Source organism: Pseudomonas frederiksbergensis (genome assembly GCF_003732665.1).
In the GTDB taxonomy this organism is placed as follows: domain Bacteria; phylum Pseudomonadota; class Gammaproteobacteria; order Pseudomonadales; family Pseudomonadaceae; genus Aquipseudomonas; species Aquipseudomonas frederiksbergensis_G.
Genome location: NZ_MOBP01000010.1, coordinates 80899 through 99761 on the forward strand (window position 1 = coordinate 80899; position 18863 = coordinate 99761).

Annotated in this window: 14 protein-coding genes and 1 riboswitch; of the genes, 12 read left to right on the top strand and 2 right to left on the bottom strand. The window is 61.0% G+C overall.

Annotated elements, in window-relative coordinates:
- The first annotated feature begins 30 nt into the window (after positions 1-30).
- The 5 genes from BK665_RS16630 (at position 31) to BK665_RS16650 (ending at position 4526) form a co-directional block, all read left to right on the top strand.
- Positions 31-720: an ABC transporter permease gene (locus tag BK665_RS16630; protein ID WP_123407311.1), complete on the top strand. Its 690-nt coding sequence runs from the start codon at positions 31-33 to the stop codon at positions 718-720.
- Complete coding sequence (locus BK665_RS16635) at positions 717-1415, top strand: ABC transporter permease (RefSeq protein ID WP_123407314.1); 699 nt, start codon at positions 717-719, stop codon at positions 1413-1415. The genes BK665_RS16630 and BK665_RS16635 overlap by 4 nt, the downstream gene beginning before the upstream one ends.
- 1 nt (position 1416) lies before the next feature.
- On the top strand, positions 1417-2529 hold the full coding sequence (locus tag BK665_RS16640) for a M14 family metallopeptidase (protein WP_123407316.1): 1113 nt from the start codon (positions 1417-1419) through the stop codon (positions 2527-2529).
- 27 nt (positions 2530-2556) lie between these two features.
- Entirely contained in the window at positions 2557-3321 is a 765-nt protein-coding gene (locus BK665_RS16645; RefSeq protein ID WP_123407318.1) for an ABC transporter ATP-binding protein, read from the top strand.
- Positions 3322-3545: 224 nt separating this feature from the next.
- Positions 3546-4526: a GlxA family transcriptional regulator gene (locus BK665_RS16650; protein WP_010457247.1), complete on the top strand. Its 981-nt coding sequence runs from the start codon at positions 3546-3548 to the stop codon at positions 4524-4526.
- 60 nt (positions 4527-4586) lie between these two features.
- Here the strand turns inward: BK665_RS16650 and BK665_RS16655 are convergent, their stop codons facing one another.
- Positions 4587-9626, bottom strand: a complete 5040-nt coding sequence (locus BK665_RS16655; RefSeq protein ID WP_259699612.1) for a dermonecrotic toxin domain-containing protein — start codon at positions 9624-9626, stop codon at positions 4587-4589.
- Between the two features lie 305 nt (positions 9627-9931).
- On the opposite strand from BK665_RS16655, the gene BK665_RS16660 reads away from it, so the two are divergent.
- From BK665_RS16660 to astE, 7 genes are all read left to right on the top strand, one after another.
- Complete coding sequence (locus tag BK665_RS16660) at positions 9932-11152, top strand: aspartate aminotransferase family protein (RefSeq protein ID WP_123407320.1); 1221 nt, start codon at positions 9932-9934, stop codon at positions 11150-11152.
- Between the two features lie 300 nt (positions 11153-11452).
- A complete protein-coding gene (gene aruF / locus BK665_RS16665) occupies positions 11453-12472 on the top strand; it encodes an arginine/ornithine succinyltransferase subunit alpha (protein WP_123407322.1) in 1020 nt (339 codons plus the stop codon).
- A 46-nt stretch (positions 12473-12518) separates the two neighbouring features.
- Complete coding sequence (locus tag BK665_RS16670; protein ID WP_123407324.1) at positions 12519-13544, top strand: arginine N-succinyltransferase subunit beta; 1026 nt, start codon at positions 12519-12521, stop codon at positions 13542-13544.
- Entirely contained in the window at positions 13541-15010 is a 1470-nt protein-coding gene (gene astD / locus BK665_RS16675; RefSeq protein WP_185076546.1) for a succinylglutamate-semialdehyde dehydrogenase, read from the top strand. Before BK665_RS16670 ends, astD begins: the two co-directional genes overlap by 4 nt.
- A gap of 140 nt (positions 15011-15150) precedes the next feature.
- On the top strand, positions 15151-16497 hold the full coding sequence (gene astB, locus BK665_RS16680; RefSeq protein WP_123407328.1) for an N-succinylarginine dihydrolase: 1347 nt from the start codon (positions 15151-15153) through the stop codon (positions 16495-16497).
- Positions 16498-16517: 20 nt separating this feature from the next.
- Positions 16518-16805: a hypothetical protein gene (locus BK665_RS16685; protein ID WP_010457234.1), complete on the top strand. Its 288-nt coding sequence runs from the start codon at positions 16518-16520 to the stop codon at positions 16803-16805.
- A 12-nt stretch (positions 16806-16817) separates the two neighbouring features.
- The gene (astE, locus tag BK665_RS16690) at positions 16818-17828 is read left to right on the top strand and encodes a succinylglutamate desuccinylase (protein ID WP_123407330.1); all 1011 of its coding nucleotides are present in this window, start codon (positions 16818-16820) and stop codon (positions 17826-17828) included.
- Positions 17829-18005: 177 nt separating this feature from the next.
- On the opposite strand, the gene BK665_RS16695 is transcribed toward astE, so the two are convergent.
- Positions 18006-18515, bottom strand: a complete 510-nt coding sequence (locus BK665_RS16695) for a 6,7-dimethyl-8-ribityllumazine synthase (protein ID WP_123407332.1) — start codon at positions 18513-18515, stop codon at positions 18006-18008.
- 103 nt (positions 18516-18618) lie between these two features.
- Positions 18619-18789: riboswitch (FMN riboswitch) on the bottom strand.
- Positions 18790-18863 lie beyond the last annotated feature (74 nt).

Genomic DNA, 18863 nt, shown 5'->3' on the forward strand with positions numbered 1-18863 from the left:
TTTTCATCCCAACTTTCGAGGACCTGAATCATGTTGAAAGGCTACGGGGCTGTCATCCTCGATGGCGCATGGCTGACGCTTCAGCTCGCCTTGTCGTCCATGGTTTTGGCCATTGTCCTGGGGCTGATCGGCGTTTCGCTGCGTCTGTCCCCGATTCGCTGGCTGGCCTGGCTGGGCGACCTGTATTCCACGGTGATCCGCGGGATTCCCGACCTGGTGCTGATCCTGCTGATTTTCTACGGTGGTCAGGACCTGCTCAACCGCGTCGCACCGATGCTCGGTTTTGACGATTACATCGACCTGAACCCGCTGGCCGCCGGCATCGGCACCCTCGGTTTCATCTTCGGTGCGTACCTGTCGGAAACCTTCCGTGGTGCCTTCATGGCGATTCCCAAAGGTCAGGCCGAAGCCGGCATGGCTTACGGCATGAGCAGTTTCCAGGTGTTCTTCCGGGTGTTGGTGCCGCAGATGATTCGCTTGGCGATTCCGGGCTTCACCAACAACTGGCTGGTACTGACCAAGGCCACCGCGCTGATTTCGGTGGTGGGTCTGCAAGACATGATGTTCAAGGCCAAGCAGGCGGCAGATGCCACCCGCGAGCCTTTCACCTTCTTCCTCGCAGTGGCGGCGATGTACCTGGTGATCACCAGTGTCTCGTTGCTGGCATTGCGTCACCTTGAGAAGCGCTACTCGGTAGGCGTAAGGGCGGCTGATCTATGATCTTCGACTACAACGTCATTTGGGAGGCCCTGCCGCTGTACTTCGGCGGCCTGGTGACCACCCTCAAATTGCTCGCGCTGTCGCTGTTTTTCGGTCTGCTGGCGGCACTGCCGCTGGGACTGATGCGCGTTTCCAAGAACTCCGTCGTCAACATGAGCGCCTGGCTGTTCACCTACGTGATCCGCGGCACGCCGATGCTGGTTCAGTTGTTTTTGATCTACTACGGCCTGGCGCAATTCGAAGCGGTGCGCGAAAGCTTCATGTGGCCGTGGCTGTCCAGCGCGACGTTCTGTGCGTGCCTGGCCTTCGCGATCAACACCAGCGCCTACACCGCCGAAATCATCGCCGGCAGCCTGCGGGCCACACCGAACGGTGAAATCGAAGCGGCCAAGGCCATGGGCATGTCCCGCTACAAAATGTACAAGCGCATCCTGCTGCCATCGGCCCTGCGCCGGGCGCTGCCGCAGTACAGCAACGAAGTGATCATGATGCTGCAGACCACCAGTCTGGCGTCCATCGTGACCCTGATCGACATCACCGGTGCCGCGCGCACGGTCAACGCCCAGTTCTACCTGCCGTTCGAGGCGTACATCACCGCCGGCGTGTTCTACCTGTGCCTGACCTTCATCCTGGTCAAGTTGTTCAAACTGGCCGAGCGCCGCTGGCTGGGCTACATGGCCCCGCGGAAGCACTGATATGGAACGCATCGATCATTCATTGCCGTGGAGCCACTTGGGCAGCGAGCGCCAGATTTCGGTGTTCCGTTTCGGCACGGGCGAGCGCAAGGCCTACATCCAGGCCAGCCTGCACGCCGATGAACTGCCGGGCATGCGCACTGCTTGGGAGCTGAAAAAGCGTTTAGGTGAGCTCGAAGCCCAAGGCTTGCTCAACGGCGTGATCGAACTGGTGCCGGTGGCCAATCCACTGGGCCTCGGCCAATTGCTGCAAGGCAATCATCAAGGGCGTTTCGACGCGGGCAGCGGCAAGAACTTCAACCGGGATTTCGTCGAACTCAGCGCCCCCGTGGCTGCTGCGGTGGACGGACGCCTGGGGGATGATCCCCACGCCAATATCCGTTTGATTCGCCAGGCCATGAGCGATGCACTCGCCGCACTGCCTCCCGCTGCCAGTCAGTTGCAAGGCATGCAGCGCATCTTGCTCAGCCACGCCTGCACCGCCGACGTCGTGCTGGATTTGCATTGCGATGCCGAAGCCGCGCTGCACATGTACGCCTTGCCGCAGCACTGGCCACAGTGGCGCTCCCTCGCTGCGCATCTGAACGTGAAGGTCGGTTTGCTGGCGGAAGACTCCGGCGGCAGTTCCTTCGACGAAGCCTGTTCGCTGTCGTGGCTGCGTCTGTCGCGGCTGTTCCCGGACGCGCAGATTCCACTGGCGTGTCTGGCAACCACCATCGAATTGGGCGGGCAGGCTGACACCGGTCGCCCGCAAGCTGAATTCCACGCCGAAGGCATTCTGGCGTTCCTCGCTGAGCAAGGCCTGATCAGCGGCGAATGGCCGAAACCGGCGCACGAAGCCTGTGAAGGCATGCCGTTCGAAGGCACTGAATTGTTGTTCGCGCCGCACCCCGGTGTGGTGAGTTTCCTGCGTAAACCCGGCGAATGGATTGAAGCCGGCGATGAGATTTTCGAAGTGATCGATCCGTTGGCGGATCGGGTCAGCACGGTGTGTGCTGGTACGTCCGGGGTGCTGTTTGCCATTGAACGGCTACGTTATGCCCAACCCGGTTTCTGGCTGGCCAAGGTGGCGGGGCGCGAAGCGCTGCGTCACGGGCGCTTGCTCAACGACTGACTGACTGTTTTTGTGAGAACCGACCGCATGTACAAACTTGAAGTCCAAGACCTGCATAAACGCTATGGCAGTCACGAAGTGCTCAAGGGTGTGTCCCTGAAAGCGGCGGCTGGCGATGTGATCAGCATCATCGGCTCCAGTGGCTCCGGCAAAAGTACTTTCCTGCGCTGCATCAACCTGCTGGAGCAGCCGCACGCGGGCAAGATCCTGCTCAATAACGAAGAGCTGAAACTGGTTTCGAACAAGGACGGCGCCCTGAAGGCCGCCGACCCGAAACAGTTGCAGCGCATGCGTTCGCGCCTGTCGATGGTGTTCCAGCATTTCAACCTGTGGTCGCACATGACCGCGCTGGAAAACATCATGGAAGCGCCGGTTCACGTGCTCGGCATGACCAAGGCTGAAGCCCGGGAGAAAGCCGAGCACTACCTGAACAAGGTTGGCGTGGCGCATCGTAAAGACGCTTACCCAGGCCACATGTCCGGCGGCGAACAACAGCGCGTGGCGATTGCCCGTGCGCTGGCGATGGAACCTGAAGTGATGCTGTTCGACGAGCCGACCTCGGCCCTCGACCCGGAACTGGTCGGCGACGTGCTGAAAGTTATGCAGGCCCTGGCCCTGGAAGGCCGGACCATGGTGGTGGTGACCCACGAAATGGGCTTCGCCCGTGAAGTGTCGAACCAGTTGGTGTTCCTGCACAAAGGTGTCGTCGAAGAAAGCGGCAACCCGCGTGAAGTGCTGGTCAATCCACAGTCAGAACGTTTGCAACAATTTCTCTCGGGCAGCCTGAAGTAAACCGAACTCCCGTTGCGCACCCTGTAGGAGCTGACGAGTGAAACGAGGCTGCGATCTTTTGATCTTGATTTTTACAATCAAAAGATCGCAGCCTCGTTTCACTCGTCAGCTCCTACAGTGGGGGGTGACAAGCCTGCTCTTGTAGGGTTTCAAGATTTGCGTTCATTTTCGGGCTAGCATTGGCCCATGCCTTTAACACTGTTTTCGCTTTCGGATTGCCCACAATGACTGCCCATCGAATTGGTTTCCTGATTTGGCCCAGCACTAAAGCTCTGACGCTTGCGCTGGCTGAGGAGGCCTTGCGTGTTGCTCAGCGTGTGCATCCGGACGTTGTCTACGAACTGTCGTTCTTGCAGGCCGAACCGCCGACCGAAGGCGCCTGGCAATTGCCGGGTGAGCCGTGGGCCGGCAAGCTCGAAAACTTCCAGAAACTGTTTTTGCTCGCCGATGAGCCGCCGACCACGCTGGCGCCAGCCCTCAGCAGTTCGCTGAAACAACTGGTGCGCGCCGGTTGTGTGATCGGTGGTTTGTCCGCCGGTGTTTATCCGTTGGCGCAACTCGGTTTGCTCGACGGTTATCGCGCTGCCGTACACTGGCGCTGGCAGGACGATTTCGCCGAACGCTTCCCGAAAGTCATCGCCACCAGCCACCTGTTCGACTGGGATCGTGATCGCCTGACCGCGTGCGGCGGTCTGTCGGTGCTTGACTTGCTGCTGGCGGTGCTGGCCCGTGACCACGGCGCCGAACTGGCCGGTGCGGTGTCGGAAGAGCTGGTGGTCGAACGCATCCGCGAGGGCGGCGAACGCCAGCGCATCCCGCTGCAGAACCGTCTCGGCTCCAGCCATCCGAAGCTCACCCAAGCGGTGTTGCTGATGGAAGCCAACATCGAAGAACCCCTGACCACCGACGAAATCGCCCAGCACGTGTGCGTGTCTCGTCGGCAGTTGGAGCGAATCTTCAAGCAATACCTCAACCGTGTGCCGAGCCAGTACTACCTGGAACTGCGCCTGAACAAGGCCCGGCAGATGTTGATGCAAACCAGCAAGTCGATCATCCAGATCGGCCTGTCGTGTGGCTTCTCTTCGGGGCCGCACTTCTCCAGCGCCTACCGCAACTTCTTCGGCGCCACGCCGCGGGAAGATCGCAACCAGCGGCGCAGCAGCAGCCCGTTCGAATTGTCGTCGGTGCCTTCAGAGCGCGGCTGATCGCCGGTCGTTCCTGGCAGGCAGCCAGTCGTCCACAGGCGACTGGCCAGGCACACAGCCTTAGTCTTCCATCGCTGAATCCTCCGAGTGCGACACCTCCATCTCCGCGTTATCGATGATCTCCTCCACGCCAAAATCAACGCCTGTGTTCTGAAAGTACGCATACAAGAGCTGAAGGCTTCGCTCGGAAAACGGGTTGGCGCGCAAGCCGATGCCTTCCGCGATGTCCTGTGGCAGCTCCAGCAGGTCGGACGGTAACTCCAGAATTTCATTGTGGCTCAGGTTGGCACTCTCAAGCTTTTGCAGGTGCAGCATGCCGTTGGGCAGTTCGGTGATGAACGTGTCGTGCAGGGTCAACGTGTTCAGGTTCGTCATCTGGCTGACATCAGGCGCCAGGTACAGCGGGTTATCACTGAGGTCCAGAATAAAGAGGTGATCCATGCCTGCAAGTGCGGCCACGGTGTTCGGGGTGAGCGTCAGGTGGGAATCGGTGATGACCAATGATCTGAGTTCGCCCATGTTGAACACGGCATCAGGAATGACACTCATCCGATAATCGTGGACAGTCAGGGCCTTGAGCCTTGGGAAACAGCGCAGGAATCCGTTGTGTACCGTGGTCCATCCTGCATCGCTGCTCAGAAACAAGTGCGACACATGGCTGAAGTCCGCTTCCAGGGTGGGCAAGTCTCCGATGATGATCATGTCCAGGACCAGCTCGTAGGAGGTCTCGTTGGGGTCGATGGGGTCGTCGAACGCGTCCACTTCGATTTCTTTGCGCCAGGCTTGCTCGATCCGGTGCTTTAACGCGTCCCGGATGCTGTGCTCGATCAGCAGTTGCTGGGGCGTGAACGGCTGCTCGGTGACAGGGTGCCGGGCCGGCACATCTGAGGTCCAGGCCGCCAGCGCAGTGACCATCGTGCTGTATTCGTTTTCCAGGCGTGCAAGCTCCACGCGTCCTGCTGCCAGGTTGCCGGGCAATCGGTACACGAATTCACTGGCATCTTCGCGGAGCAGGCGAGGATAAAGGCGTGCAGCGCGTTCCAGATCGTCTTGCGGGGCCGCTACACCGAAGTCCTGCTGCACGCGCTGGAAGTTGTCCTTAATACGGTTGCGTGTGGCGTCGGACAAGGGGTTGCCACTGAAGTCGAAACCCTTGACCCGAATGGGCGGCAGATCAAACAGCTCGACAGGCAAGTGGCTGATCAAGTTGTCCGAGAGAATGGCGTTACGCAAGTGGGTGCGCGTACCGAGTCCGGCCGGTGTGTGGGTCAGGCTGCAATTGCTCAGGTCGAGGTACTCCAGCGCTGGCAGGGCTTCCAGGCTGACGCTGGTGGACAGCGGATTTCGGCATAAGTCGAGGGTGTGCAATTGCGTCATCGAGGCAATGACGGATTGAGTTTCGGCGCTCAGGCTGAGGCGGCAATTGCTGAGAATCAACTGGATCAGAGTCGGGCGCATCGCCACCACCTCCGGCAGACCACCCAACGGAATATTGCGCACCACCAGGCGTCGCATACCGGTGAAGTGGTTCAGGAAGGCGCGAGCGCCGAGGGTCATTTCGTTGCCTTCCAGGATCACGAAGCTGATGTGGCTGAAGTCGGCCCGCAGCGTGGGCAATTCACCGATGATCGGTCGCGTGAATGTGAACAGGTATTCGGGGTCGCCACCCTGGGCGGCGGGGTCGTTGAGCGCGGTCTGGCGACGCCAGCAGCGGTGCAGTTCGCCTGCCAGCCGGTGACGGTTCTGCGCGTCGGCGAACATTTGCTCCGGCGTTAACGCGGCGCCGGTGATGGGATGCTCAGTCGCTACGGTGTGGCTCCAGATGCGCAAGTCTTCGGCCAGTTGCCGGAACTCTTCGTACATCCGCGAGAGCTCGATACGTGCGCCTGCCGGATGTTCCTGCAGGGTGCGTGCATAGTCCGCGACTTGCTGCTCGGTAAAGGTGGGGAACAGTTCGAGGATCCGATCACTCAGGGAATGGTAACCGGGATGACTTTTCCGATAGCCATCGACGCCACCCGGCAGGCGCATGAGGTGAGGGTCGTAGGACGGTTTGAGCAGCGGTTGCGAGGACAGCACGCTTTGCAGTTCCTCCAAAGGCAGCGCGTGTTGGCCAATCGCGTGCTTGAGAGCCTGGCCCTGGCCGATGTTCAGCTTGATTTTCCGGCGCACGGTGTCGGGTAGTGCGTGCAGCACGCTGTTATAGAAATCGTCAGCGTCGGCCAGTACTTCGCCGATTTCGTTGTATGGCTGGTAATGACCGTCCTCCGTTTGCACCAGCACCTTGCGCACGGCGGCATTCGGTTGGCCGATGCTGTCGATGTCCGCGCCTTCGAAGGAATAGCGCTTGACCTCGATTCGCACGTTCGCCGACCAGCCTGGCAGGCGTGGTAGGGAATGCAGGGCCAGGCGTTCGGCATCCGGGTTGTCCACGCTCTCCAGCTCCAGGCTTTCGCGGGCGCGGACTGCGCGGACTTGCTGTTGCGTCCAGCGCGCCAGCTCTTTCAAGCGCGGGGCAACGGTGCCTTGTTCAAGCTGTTGCCGTTCGATGGCGCTGGCGCTGAGCAACAACTCTTGCGCCGAACCGGACGGCAGACCAGGCACGGCGTCCATGAGCTGGCGGGCCAACGGCTCGACGTCCAGTTCCTGGGCCCGGTAACGGGCTTCGAACAGGGTGCTGCGTTGGGTTTGCACGACCCGCAGAATCCGCTCACGCAGTTGCGTGGTGCGCACCTCCAGGGCCTGGCTCGGGGCGCCGGAGGACTCGTCGAACAAGGCTTTGATTTCAGCCTCGTCCAAGTGGCCGAGCGCGGCCTTGAGCACGTCGCCAGTGTTCGCGGCGATGTCATAAACGCGCGGGCCGGCGCTGCTTTGCCAGGTCACCTCGCCCTGGCCGTCGATCAGGCGCAACGCCTTGTCACTGGGCCAGCGCAGTTGCTCTGTCAGCAGTTGCAACTGGGTGGCGGGATCGGCCGTGAGCCAGGTGGCGGGCTGCTCGCTGCCCAGGCGCTCGATAAAGGTGTGCAAGTCCCGGTCGATCTTGACGCGTTTGAGCGTATCGGCCAGCAGGGAGGGCAGGGGTTCATTGTCGACCAGCATCCGGCGCAGGGCGTTTTCGTGGTAGCCGCTGATACTCAGCACTGTTTCAAGGTCGTCCGTGGACAAGGCGTCGGCGAGAGGGCCGAGGCGCTGTAAGACTTTTTCGCGGTCCCAGGTCAGCGGTTGTTCGTGTTCGGCCTGCCAACTGCCGTTGCCGTTGTGTTTCAGTCGCGGCGCGTAGGCGTCGGGCCGGTTCGGATGTTCGATCACGAACGGCTCCCGGGCGGAGGCTCTTTTCACCGAATACGTTTTGCCTTCCAGCAGCAGGATGGTTTTGTCGTCGTGGCGGCGCAGGCCCAGATCGTCGGGGATGACGTCGGTTGAGGCAGTGGGGTGTTCATAGGGCCCCAGGTCGCCATTCCAGTAGCGGGTCTTGCCGTCAGCGGTCTTGACTGGCGTGAAACGGTCAATGAAGCCGATCCATTCGCGGGGCAGCACCTGGCGAAACTCCCCGGCGACGATGTTGCCACCGGCGGCAAAGGTGCCCAGTTGCACCAGTGATTCGATCACGCCCAGGGTGTGGGCGATGGCCTCGCGGGTCAGGCCCTCTGCCCAGTCGACGATCCCCTCGAAGGTTTCATCAAGCACCTGGTACGCCGTGTAGGCCAGCATCAACTCACCGAGAAACGGCACGAACGGCAACGCCACGAACGCGGCGATTTGCAGCAGGGTCGAGGCAATGCCGGTGAAGGAATCCCAGCGCTCCCATCGAGCCTGCCGATCGGCGCTGGCGGTCGAGACCGCGATGGTGCGTGCGTCATTGAGGATCTTGTCGAGTTTGCGCTGCTGCAGATGCGCCCACAGATCACCGCGAAGGGGCGCCGCGGCAAATTGCAGGTTGGCGTGGGGTGCCCGGGTTTCGCGCCAGCTCGGCAACGGATCGCCGTAGTTGCGTTGATGCCAGGTGAGGGTGGTCAGTCGGCTGTTCAGGTTGGCGAAGAAATGACCACGATCTTCATGGGCCACGAAGCGATTGAAAAAGTGCTGGTAGTTTTGCGAGCGCAGCCGGTTGCTCAGGTCGGCCATGAAGTGAGCGCTGGAGGGATATTGTTTGAGGGCCTGTACAGGGTCGTCCGGGATGTAGGCGATTACGGGCACGGTGTCGCGATGCTGTTCCAGGTCCGGGGAAAACAGCACGATGCCAGTGAGCCGGGCGTTCATCATGGTCAAGTCATGGCACAGCAAGGGCTTGCCATCGAGCAACATACCCTGCACGCCATCTACCAGCCCGCGCATCGAGCGATAGGTGCCGTGACTCAACGGCTCGTCTGCAATGACCGCCAGTTCCAGCGCCATGCGCAGAGCGGCCTGGTGGCTGTCCTTGATCTGTGGGTGTAGCACGGCGGCGACCACCGGCGTGCTGACGCCCAGGTTTTCTTCGAGAAAGGCCTGATACTGCTTGCCGATGTCCAGTTCGCGACACAGCCGTGCGAAGGCGCCGATGCCGAGCCGATCCTTGATGTGCCTGAGGGTATCGAACTGGCCGGTGGCGGACGGTTGGGTGATGTAGGTCGAGTCTGCCTCGTAGGCGTCATCTTTTGCTTCGGCGGGTTCGAAGTTGTGCAGCGCCGCGTCCAGCAGCGAAACCGTCCAGGTGCGGGCGCCTCCCGACTTGATGGGAAACCACGGCGTGGTGATTGGAATGTAGAGACGCAGCCAGGTGGCGTTGACGTCCAGGTCCAGCCCGTATTGCTGTTGCAGGGCGGCGCGCAACAAGGGCTCACCGAACGCACGCGCATCCTGAAGTTGTTCAAGGTGTTGATCGACGCCGTTCTGTGCGGTCCACCAGGCGTGGTTCAGCCGTTTCAGCACGCGGTGCTGCGCGGGCGAAACGCTGTGCAATTGGCTGATGAGTTCGGGGCGAGCGTCGCTCAGGTTGGCCCGGCGAGTGGCGCTGGCCTTGATCAGCCACGTCGGCAGTGTGGCGGCCAGGTGCGCGTAGTGGGTGTCCGGGTGCCGGGGCCAGAAAGGTATCGGTTGGAGGTCCTTGGGAAGATTCACGGTGTTGTCCTTAAGCCTGTCGAGCGAGCTATGAAACCCGGGAATCTTTTTTCAGGTGCGGTACATAGTTACCGCACATCAACGAACGCCTTGAAATCAAATGCACGCGACTGCCGCTGATTCGCCGCATCGGTTTAAACTGCGCCTTTGCGACGGTATATGTCGCATTGCCGTAAACCCGGCTGAAACCGGGGTTTGCGCTATAAGAAGTTGTCGCTTGGCGGCAAGGCCGGGCTGAAAACTGTCCTTACAATCCCCTCATCGCTCGCCAGTTTCAGGCGAGTGTTCCTCTTCAGGAGACTCCGATGTCCGTTGAGCACGCTGCGGTACAACGCGCCGATTTCGACCAGGTAATGGTTCCCAACTACGCGCCTGCCGCATTCATCCCTGTGCGTGGTGCCGGTTCCCGCGTTTGGGACCAGTCTGGCCGCGAGCTGATCGACTTCGCCGGCGGGATTGCCGTTAACGTATTGGGTCACGCGCACCCGGCGCTGGTCGGTGCCTTGACCGAACAGGCGAACAAGCTGTGGCATGTGTCCAACGTGTTCACCAATGAGCCGGCCCTACGCCTGGCGCATAAGCTGATCGACGCCACGTTTGCCGAGCGCGTGTTCTTCTGCAACTCCGGCGCCGAAGCTAACGAGGCCGCTTTCAAGCTGGCCCGTCGCGTCGCTTTCGATCGTTTCGGCACTGAGAAGTACGAAATCATCGCGGCGCTGAACAGCTTCCACGGTCGCACCCTGTTCACCGTGAACGTCGGTGGCCAGTCGAAGTACTCCGACGGTTTCGGTCCGAAAATCACCGGCATCACCCACGTTCCTTACAACGATCTGGCAGCGCTTAAAGCCGCCATTTCCGACAAGACCTGCGCCGTGGTGCTGGAACCGATCCAGGGCGAGGGCGGCGTGATGCCGGCCGAACTGGCTTACCTGCAAGGCGCCCGCGAGCTGTGCACCGAGCACAACGCGCTGCTGGTGTTCGATGAAGTGCAAACCGGCATGGGGCGCAGCGGCAAGCTGTTCGCCTACCAGCATTACGGCGTGACCCCGGACATCCTGACCAGCGCCAAGAGCCTGGGCGGCGGTTTCCCGATCGCGGCGATGCTGACCACCGAAGACCTGGCCAAGCACCTGGTCGTCGGCACCCACGGCACCACCTACGGCGGCAACCCGCTGGCGTGTGCGGTCGCAGAAGCCGTGATCGATGTGATCAACACCCCTGAAGTGCTGGCCGGCGTCAACGCCAAGCACGACAAGTTCAAGGCGCGCCTGGAGCAGATCGGCGAGAAATACGGCCTGTTCACCCAGGTCCGTGGCCTGGGCCTGTTGATCGGTTGTGTGCTGAGCGAAGCCTGGAAAGGCAAGGCCAAGGACATCTTCAACGCCGCCGAGCGTGAAGGCCTGATGATTCTGCAAGCCGGCCCGGACGTGATTCGTTTCGCTCCAAGCCTGGTGGTTGAAGACGCGGACATCGATGCCGGTCTGGATCGTTTCGAGCGCGCTGCGGCGAAGTTGACCCAAGCCTGATCCACCCTTCGACGCCTGAGCGTTCAGGCGTCGATCCAAATTTTTATGCCGGGTTAGATTCAATGTGGGAGCGGGCTTGTTGTGGCGAGGGGGCTTGCCCCCGTTCGATTGCGAAGCAATCGTAAATCGGTTCCCACTTTCTGATTCGAGAGTGTGGTGACTGGTTTCAGGGATGCTTCGCAACCCAACGGGGGCAAGCCCCCTCGCCACACAAGCCCGCTCCCACAGTTGGCTCTGAGTGATTTCAGGACTGACCCGGCTATTTTTCCTATAAGAGTTTTTCGAGAAAGGAGTGACACCATGCTGGTGATGCGCCCCGCGCAAATGGCTGATCTGGGCGAGGTACAGCGTCTGGCTGCGGACAGCCCGATTGGTGTCACTTCCTTGCCGGATGACGTTGAACGCCTGAGCGACAAGATCGCCGCGAGCGAAGCCTCGTTTTCCGCTGAGGTCAGCTTCAACGGTGAAGAGAGCTACTTCTTCGTCCTCGAAGACAGTGCCACCGGCAAACTGGTGGGCTGTTCGGCCATCGTAGCCTCGGCCGGTTATTCCGAGCCGTTCTACAGCTTTCGTAATGAAACCTTCGTGCACGCCTCCCGCGAGCTGAAGATTCATAACAAGATCCACGTGCTCTCCCAGTGCCACGACCTGACCGGCAACAGCTTGCTGACCAGTTTTTACGTGAAGCCTGAGCTGGTGGGTTCGCCGTGGGCGGAACTCAATTCCCGTGGTCGTTTGCTGTTCGTCGCCAGCCACCCGGAGCGCTTCGCCGATTCCGTGGTGACCGAGATCGTCGGCTACAGCGATGAAAATGGCGACTCGCCGTTCTGGGACGCCATCGGTCGCAACTTCTTCGACCTCAACTACGCCGCTGCCGAGCGTTTGTGTGGCCTGAAGAGCCGCACGTTCCTGGCCGAGCTGATGCCGCATTACCCGATCTACGTGCCGCTGCTGCCGGACTCCGCGCAAGAAGCCATGGGCCAGGTGCACCCGCGTGCGCAGATCACGTTCGACATCCTGATGCGCGAAGGCTTCGAGACGGATCACTACATCGACATTTTCGACGGCGGCCCGACTTTGCACGCCCGCGTCTCGGGGATTCGTTCGATCGCCCAGAGCCGTGTGGTCCCGGTGAAAATCGGTGAGCCGGTCAAAGGCGCCGGTCGGCAATACCTGGTGGCCAACGCCCAGTTGCAGGATTACCGCGCCGTGTTGCTCGAGCTCGATTACGCGCCGGGCAAACCCGTAACCCTGGATCTTGAAGCGGCCGAAGCCCTGGGCGTCGGCGAAGGTGCCAGCGTGCGCCTGGTCGCGGTTTAACTGAGTGTTTCACGGGTGGCGCAAGCGGCCCGTTTGAGGAGATAGCATGATCGTTCGTCCCGTACGCAGCAGCGATTTACCCGCGCTGATCGACCTGGCCCGCAGCACCGGCACCGGCCTGACTACCTTGCCGGCCAATGAAGAACGTCTGGCCCATCGGGTCGGCTGGGCCGAGAAAACCTTTCGCGGCGAAGCCGGGCGGGGCGATGCGGATTACCTGTTCGTGCTCGAAGACGACAACGGTCGTGTGGTGGGCATTTCCGCCATCGCTGGCGCGGTCGGCATGCGTGAGCCCTGGTACAACTTCCGGGTCGGCCTGACGGTCAGCGCCTCGCAAGAGCTGAACATCTACCGCGAAATTCCGACGCTGTTCCTGGCCAACGACCTGACCGGTAACTCCGAGCTGTGCTCGCTGTTCCTCCACGCCGATTACCGCAGTGGCCTCAACGGCCGCATGCTGGCCAAGGCGCGGATGTTGTTCATCGCCGAATTCCCGCAACTGTTCGGCAACAAGATCATTGCCGAAATGCGCGGTGTGTCCGACGACGCCGGGCGCTCGCCGTTCTGGGAAAGCCTGGGCCGGCACTTCTTCAAAATGGAATTCAGCCAGGCCGATTACCTGACCGGCGTGGGCAACAAGGCGTTCATCGCCGAACTGATGCCGAAGTTTCCGCTGTACACCTGCTTTCTGTCGCCAGATGCGCGCAACGTGATCGGCCAGGTTCACCCGGACACCGAGCCGGCCCTGTCGATGCTCAAGAGCGAAGGTTTCAGCTATCAGGGTTACGTCGACATCTTCGACGCCGGCCCGGCGGTGGAATGCGAAACCGGCAAGATCCGCGCAGTGCGCGACAGTCAGGCGCTGGTGCTGGCCATCGGCACCCCGGGTGACGACGCCACGCCGTTCCTGATTCACAACCGCAAGCGCGAAGACTGCCGGATCACTGCCGCACCCGCACGCTTCGCCGCCGGTACGTTGGTGGTCGATCCGCTGACCGCCAAACGTCTTCAACTCAACGCCGGCGATCAAGTGCGCGCCGTTCCGTTGTCCGCTGCTCGGGAGTCGAAATAATGAATTCGCTATACATCGCAGGTGAATGGCTGGCCGGCCAGGGTGAGGCATTTCAATCGCTGAACCCGGTGACCCAACAAGTGCTGTGGACCGGTGAAGGCGCTACCGCTGCCCAGGTTGAATCCGCCGTGCAAGCGGCGCGTCAGGCGTTCCCGGGCTGGGCCCGTCGCACCCTGGACGAGCGCATCAGCGTGCTGGAAGCCTTTGCCGCTGCGCTGAAAAACAACGCTGAAGAATTGGCCCGCTGCATCGGTGAAGAAACCGGTAAACCCCTGTGGGAATCGGCCACCGAAGTCACCAGCATGGTCAACAAGATTGCCATCTCGATTCAGAGCTACCGCGAACGCACCGGCGAGAAGAGCGGCCCGTTGGGCGACGCCACCGCCGTGTTGCGCCACAAGCCGCACGGTGTGGTGGCGGTGTTCGGTCCTTACAACTTCCCGGGTCATTTGCCCAACGGTCACATCGTTCCAGCGTTGCTGGCGGGTAACAGCGTGCTGTTCAAACCAAGCGAATTGACGCCGAAAGTCGCCGAGCTGACGGTCAAGTGCTGGATCGAAGCCGGCCTGCCGGCGGGTGTGTTGAACCTGCTGCAAGGCGCTCGCGAAACCGGGATCGCCCTGGCGGCGAATCCGGGGATCGACGGGTTGTTCTTCACCGGTTCGAGCCGCACCGGCAATCACCTGCATCAACAATTCGCCGGTCGCCCGGACAAGATCCTGGCCCTGGAAATGGGCGGTAACAACCCATTGATCGTCGACGAAGTGGCGGACGTTGAAGCCGCCGTCTACACCATCATCCAGTCGGCCTTCATTTCCGCCGGTCAGCGTTGCACCTGTGCCCGTCGTTTGCTGGTGCCGCAAGGTGCCTGGGGTGACGCGTTGCTGGCGCGCCTGGTGGCGGTCAGCGCGACGATTGATGTCGGTGCGTTCGATCAGACGCCAGCGCCGTTCATGGGCTCGGTGATTTCCCTCGGCGCGGCGAAAGCGCTGATGGATGCCCAGGAGCATCTGCTGGGCAACGGCGCGGTGGCGCTGCTGGAAATGACTCAGTCCCAGGCGCAAGCCGCGCTGCTGACCCCGGGTATTCTGGACGTGACGGCGGTGGCCGACCGTCCTGACGAAGAGCTGTTCGGCCCGTTGCTGCAAGTGATCCGCTACGCTGATTTTGAAGCGGCGATCGTTGAAGCCAACGACACCGACTATGGCCTGGCGGCCGGTTTGCTGTCGGATTCCGAAGCGCGTTATCAGCAGTTCTGGCTGGAAAGCCGCGCCGGGATCGTCAACTGGAACAAACAGTTGACCGGTGCTGCGAGCAGCGCGCCATTCGGCGGCGTCGGCGCTTCGGGCAACCACCGCGCCAGCGCCTACTACGCGGCGGATTACTGCGCGTACCCGGTGGCTTCGCTGGAAACGCCGAGCCTGACGTTGCCGGCGACCCTGACGCCTGGCGTGCGGATGGCGTAACGGCCATTCGCGAGCAAGCCCGCTCCCACAGGTTTTGCACAATCCCTGTGGGAGCGGGCTTGCTCGCGAAGGCCGCGACGCGGTCTTAACTCAATTGTTACCAGATGCCTATAAAAACAGATTCTCGTGGAGCCTCGCTGATGAAATCCTATGAAGTCAATTTTGACGGTCTAGTGGGGCCGACCCATAACTACGGCGGCCTGTCCTACGGCAACGTCGCGTCCCAGAGCAACAGCCAGCAGTCTTCGAACCCGAAGGAAGCGGCGTTGCAAGGGTTGCAGAAAATGAAAGCGCTGATGGAAATGGGCTTTCAACAAGGCGTGCTGGCACCGCAAGAACGTCCGGACGTTGCCGCATTGCGCCGTTTGGGTTTCAGCGGCACCGATGCCCAAGTGATCGAGCAGGCGGCTAAAGAAGCCATGCCGCTGCTGGTCGCCAGTTGCTCGGCATCGAGCATGTGGGTAGCCAACGCCGCGACGGTCAGCCCGAGCGCCGACACTGCCGATGGCCGCGTGCATTTCACCGCCGCCAACCTGAACTGCAAATATCACCGCAGCATCGAGCATCCGACCACCAGCCGCGTGCTGGGCGCGATGTTCGCCGACCAGAAGCACTTCGCCCACCACGCCGCTTTGCCGGCCGTGGCGCAGTTCGGCGACGAAGGCGCGGCCAACCACACCCGTTTTTGCCGTGACTATGGCGAGGCTGGCGTCGAGTTCTTCGTGTTCGGGCGCAGCGCTTTCGACAACCGCTACCCGGCGCCACAGAAATATCCGGCGCGCCAGACCCTCGAAGCGTCCCAGGCTGTGGCTCGTCTGCACGGTTTGAGCGATGACGGCGTGGTCTATGCGCAGCAGAACCCATCGGTGATCGATCAGGGCGTGTTTCACAACGACGTGATCGCTGTGGGTAACGGCGAGGTTTTGTTCTATCACGAGGACGCCTTCCTCGACACCGAACAGATGCTGGCCGAGCTTTCCGGAAAACTCGCCAAAGTCGGTGGGAAATTTCAGTCGGTGTGTGTTCCGCGTTCCGCGGTCACCGTAGAAGACGCGGTTCGGTCCTACCTGTTCAATAGTCAGCTTCTGTCGCGTCCTGACGGCTCGATGCTCTTGATCGTGCCGGAAGAATGCCGTGGCAACGAGCGCGTCTGGCAATACCTGCAAGGTTTGACCAGTTCCGGCGGGCTGATCCGCGAGGTCAAAGTCTTCGATTTGAAACAGAGCATGCAGAACGGCGGTGGCCCGGCTTGCCTGAGACTTCGCGTGGCCCTTAACGAAACCGAACTGGCGGCGGTCAATCCAGGCGTTATCATGACAGCACCGCTGTACGGCACGCTGACCGAATGGGTCGACAAGCACTACCGCGACCGCATGACCGAAAACGATCTCGCGGATCCGCAATTGCTGCTTGAATGCCGGACGGCACTGGATGAACTGACGCAAATCCTTAAACTGGGCGCGGTTTATCCATTCCAGATCAATTGAACGTCGAGAGCGTAAAAAACATGAGCGATACCCTGCAGCTGATCCTTGAAGACACCGACGGCACGCAACTGGAAACCTCCTGCACCCGCGTCGCGGTCCTGTGGCAAGGCAAAGAGCTGTGGATCCAGCAAGATGGCCGCGGCCAACTGCTGATCGGCGTGGACGTCGAAGAAGGCGATGCTGAATACGCAAACCTGCTGCTGCGCCCATTGGCGACTAATCTGGTAAGTCTGCAACTGGAAATGGAACCGGCCGAAGTCGGTGACGAAGACCACGTGCACGGCCCGGATTGCGCACACGACCACTAAGGAAATCGCTCTATGCTCGCCCTCGGCAAACTGCTTGAACTGACCCTCGCCGGCCGCGAACCGGCGGAGAAGACTCAACTGACTGTCGAAGGCGTGCGGATGCGCTGGTTGAGCGAAGGTGCGCTGGAAGTCCGGCCACCGGAGGCTCGCGACAATGGCCTGGACCTGCTGCTGTCAGCCGGTATCCATGGCAACGAAACAGCGCCGATCGAGTTGCTCGATCGCCTGTTGCATGGCATCGCTCGCGGCGATCTTAAGCCGCGCGCACGTATTCTGTTCCTGTTCGGTAACCCTGAGGCGATCCGTCGCGGCGAGCGTTTTGTCGAGCAGGACGTCAATCGGCTGTTCAATGGCCGTCACGAGCAAAGCAGCGGTTCCGAAGCCCTGCGTGCCTGTGAGCTGGAGCGGCTGGCGGCGAGTTTCTTCAGCCTGCCGGACCGCGACCGTTTGCACTACGACCTGCACACCGCGATCCGTGGCTCGAAAATCGAGCAGTTCGCGTTGTACCCGTGGAAAGAAGGCCGCCAGCATTCACGCCTGGAACTGGCGCGTCTGCGCGCCGCCGGCATGGACGCGGTGCTGTTGCAGAACAAGCCGTCCATCGTCTTCAGTTCCTACACCTACGACAAGCTCGGTGCCGAGGCTTTCACTCTGGAGTTGGGCAAGGCGCGGCCCTTCGGGCAGAACGCCGGGGTTAACGTTTCCCTGCTGGAAACCCGCCTGCAGCAGATCATCGAAGGCAACGAACCGCCCCTGACCGACGAAGGCCTGGACGGTTTGCAGTTGTTCAGCGTGGCGCGGGAAATCATCAAGCACAGCGACAGCTTCCGCTTGAACCTGCCAGCGGACATCGAGAACTTTTCGGAATTGGAAGTGGGTTATGTACTGGCCGAAGACATCGCCCAGACCCGCTGGATCATCGAAGAGAAGGGCGCCCGGATCATCTTCCCCAACCCCAAAGTGAAGAACGGCCTGCGCGCCGGCATCCTGATCGTCCCGACCACCGACGAAAACCTCGCCTAAGCACACCACAAAACCAATGTGGGAGCGGGCTTGCTCGCGAAGACGGCCTGACAGATAGCGCCGCCAACCTGTAGGAGCGAGGCTTGCCCGCGAAGGCGATCTAACAATCAACATCTCTGTAGATCATGAAATGGCCTTCGCGGGCAAGCCTCGCTCCTACAGGGGCGGGGTTGGTGTTTAGACCGCTACCGCCCGTGGCTCACTACGACGCAACGCCCGGGTCTTGTGCAGCGTATCCGCACAGGTCTTCGCCGCTTCCTGGCCTTTATGCACGAAATGCTCGAAGAAGAACTTCTGATGTTCTTCGCCGGAGTGGAAGTGGTGCGGGGTCAGGACCACCGAGAACACCGGCACTTCGGTTTCCAGCTGAACCTGCATCAGGCCGCTGATCACCGATTGTGCGACGAATTCGTGACGGTAGATCCCGCCGTCCACGACCAGGCCAGCGGCAACGATGCCGGCATAGCGCCCGGACTTGGCGAGCAGCTTGGCGTGCAACGGGATTTCAAAGGCGCCGCCGACTTCGAAGAAATCGATGTCCGATTCCTGATAGCCCTGGGCAATCATTTCGGCGAGGAAGCCCTTACGGCTCTGGTCGACGATTTCCTTGTGCCAGCAGGCCTGGATGAACGCGACGCGCTCGCCCTGATGGTTTTTGCTTTTGCTGTCGATTGCGGTGGGTTGCATGTTCTGGTTCCTGTTTGTGTGAAAAACAGGGCTTATGAATCGAATGGGATTTAAGGGTACGCAGGCTCGCAAAAAATGCGTGCAAACGGCCCTTTGGCGCCAATCCCGTTCTCTCTTCATCCGGACTATGACCGTCGGCCCCGGGATCACACCGGGTCTGCTGACCTTGCCGCCAGTCACTGCCGAAGCCGTGCTGCCACCAAGCGCTCGCGGGCTATGCGCATTGCGCGCAATTACCGCCGGTGGGGAGTTGCACCCCGCCCTGAGAACGTTTTGCCGCCAGAATGTTTGGCGGCGAAGCGTTTTTAACACATATTTCCTACCTGCGCATTGCTGCTTTCTGATGAT